Source organism: Gilliamella sp. B3367 (assembly GCF_026536825.1).
GTDB classification, from domain to species: Bacteria; Pseudomonadota; Gammaproteobacteria; order Enterobacterales; family Orbaceae; genus Gilliamella; species Gilliamella apicola_E.
On sequence record NZ_JAFNNJ010000018.1, the window covers coordinates 1 to 2,433 of the forward strand.

At 37.7% G+C, this 2,433-nt stretch carries 4 protein-coding genes; 3 read left to right on the forward strand and 1 reads right to left on the reverse strand.

Features of this window, described 5'->3' with window-relative positions:
• Both J3U23_RS11995 and J3U23_RS12000 read left to right on the forward strand, forming a co-directional pair.
• Positions 1–1,400, forward strand: a 1,400-nt coding sequence (locus J3U23_RS11995) for a restriction endonuclease fold toxin (RefSeq protein WP_267339336.1), incomplete at its 5' end; no start/stop codon positions are given.
• A gap of 9 nt (positions 1,401–1,409) precedes the next feature.
• Positions 1,410–1,814, forward strand: a complete 405-nt coding sequence (locus J3U23_RS12000; protein WP_267339337.1) for an Imm7 family immunity protein — start codon at positions 1,410–1,412, stop codon at positions 1,812–1,814.
• Positions 1,815–1,863: 49 nt separating this feature from the next.
• Here the strand turns inward: J3U23_RS12000 and J3U23_RS12145 are convergent, their stop codons facing one another.
• Positions 1,864–2,061 carry a SymE family type I addiction module toxin gene (locus J3U23_RS12145; RefSeq protein ID WP_416380089.1) on the reverse strand — a complete coding sequence of 66 codons (198 nt, stop codon included), beginning with the start codon at positions 2,059–2,061 and terminating at the stop codon, positions 1,864–1,866.
• A gap of 153 nt (positions 2,062–2,214) precedes the next feature.
• Between J3U23_RS12145 and J3U23_RS12005 the strand changes: the two genes are divergently transcribed.
• A partial coding sequence (locus J3U23_RS12005) for a hypothetical protein (RefSeq protein WP_267339338.1) occupies positions 2,215–2,433 on the forward strand: 219 nt, incomplete at its 3' end.

Genomic DNA, 2,433 nt, shown 5'->3' on the forward strand with positions numbered 1-2,433 from the left:
ATGCAATACTGGGGGCTGTTGTTGCTGAGCTACAAGGGAATTCCGCCCTTGCTGGAGGACTAGGTGCCGCAGCCTCTGAACGTGGTGCTGAAATAATTGCCGGTATGCTTTATCCGGGCAAATCTGTAGATAAATTAAGCCAGGATGAAAAACAACAAATCAGCGCCCTCGCCCAACTGGCTACCGCCCTTGCTGTCGCAGCCGGTGGTGGTGATATTCAGGACATCAACACCGCCGTTGCTGGTGGTAAAAATGCCGTTGAGAATAACCGATTAACTACACCGAAAGAAAATAAGCGTTTAGATGAACTTGCTAAAGGTAATGCCGAAGAAAAACTACGTTATCAAGCCGCTGCCTGCGCTTTAGTTCACTGCTCAAAAGAATTGGCTGATGATGACCCTAATAAAAAGTTACTTGAAAATTTAGAAGCATTAGGTAATAGTGATGAACTCCAATCTTATCGAGAAACATTACAACAACAAGAGCAAATCAACAACGTTCAACTTCCTAATTACCTCACGGGTGGTTCAACAGAATACTATCAGACAGTTAGTCAACTTTTTGAGTATACCTATGGCGATAACATTAAAGATATTGCTAACTATATTAATAACCAATATAGTATATCAACTCGAGCCAGTGGTGCCTTTCAAATGGGGGTTGCTTTTATAGAGGGGTCTGGCGCTATTGCCTTATCACCGCTTTGTAGCTCGTTTATAGGGTGTGGACCCTCTATTTATTTAAGTTGGTCAGCAACGGATAATGGCTTAACAGGATTGAGAGTTTTTATTGAAGGTAAAAGTCATACAACTCAAACCGGCAAGGAACTTGCTAAATTATTAGATATATCAGAAGCTGATGGTGATTTACTATTTAATGCTGCATCTGGGCTTGCCTCTGCCAAAGGTGGGATAAATCTAACTAATAAACTTGCTTCTTCTGCCAATAAATTAACACAAAAAGAAATTGAGCAAATTAAGAACGGATTAGCTGCTAATCAAGCTAAAAATGATAGTCTGGCTGGAAAGGAGACGACGGATCTTACTAGTAAGTATTCTGGTAATTTAGTAAAAGTAAATAAACCAGATCCCGCTGCAGATGCACTTGCTCAGCGAATTGGTGGCGAATCAAGAGTTCGATTTACTAATGACATTCGTGAATTTGACGTTATTAGTGATTCATATGTGGCTCAAACTAAACCTGCACTAAAGCAGTTAAATGCGGCAGTTAGAAATCAGATGAAAGCAACATTTGAAGCAGCTAAAGAAACTAACCGCTCTGTTTACTATCATTTTGAAGGTCAGCCAGCTCAGTCTGTAATAAATAAACTAAATGAGTATAGTAAACGTTACGGTGTAAAAGTTGTAATAGACACAAAACCTCTAAATTTAACAAAATAAGGTAGGGAAATGGTAGAATATTATGGTTGGATCAACTTAAGGGATTCAACATACGAAAGTGATGATAAAGAAATGAATATAGTTTTGAGCAAACTATATTCATACATATCCCAATATAAATTAAATGATACATCTGGTCTTGTTAATTTACATAAAGTAAATGGTTCTTATCAGTTATTAGTCACTGGAAATACAAATCATTTATCACAGGATATAATAGATATTTTTAATCTTTATGAGTTCATAGCAGAAATAGCTAAAGGATCTTATGGATTATTGTATATTAGAAATGATGAGTCAGAAGACGCTTTTAATGAATTTGAGGTTTTTGTATTAGCTAGAGGAAAAATTAAAAAAGAAAAAGATCCTTTTTTATCTCCTTGTATACCAGTGATTGAAGATGATGAAGAATAATTTACAATCCTAGATCTAACTTGAGTTGAGATATCGTTTTTATCTATTCCTAGATCTTCATTGCAAGTTCTACTATCAATTTGCCCTGCTCGGTCTTAATGATAACAGGACAACCGACATAAAAGCCAATCTGCTCCAGCCAGCGCCCCTTAATGGTCAGTTGTGGTTTGGGTTTGGGGTTAGGCTTTGTGCCTTGTGGCACGTAGCCCACGGTATAAAATCGCTCAGAAAGTCTGAGTACTTGAATCTATGCTCTATCTTTTATTATCACGGTATAGACTTCTCAATAATTTTTACAAAATCAAAAATCGATTCTCACTGATAATGACAAAAAATCTATGTTGGTTTCAGTGCTAACGGCTCATTATCGGCAACCAACATAGAAAGCAAATGGGCAAATGTGACAGACCAATCTGGCATATTTGCCGGCAAAGGCGGTTTTGATATTAAAGTTGGTAATAATACTGACTTAAAAGGTGCGGTCATTGCATCGGAAGCGGAAGATACCGGTAAAAACAAACTTGATACAGGCACTATTAGCTTTAGTGATATTGAAAACAAAGCCAAGTACGATGTTAAAAGCAGCAGCGCTGGGATTAGTAGCAGCGGCATGCCATCA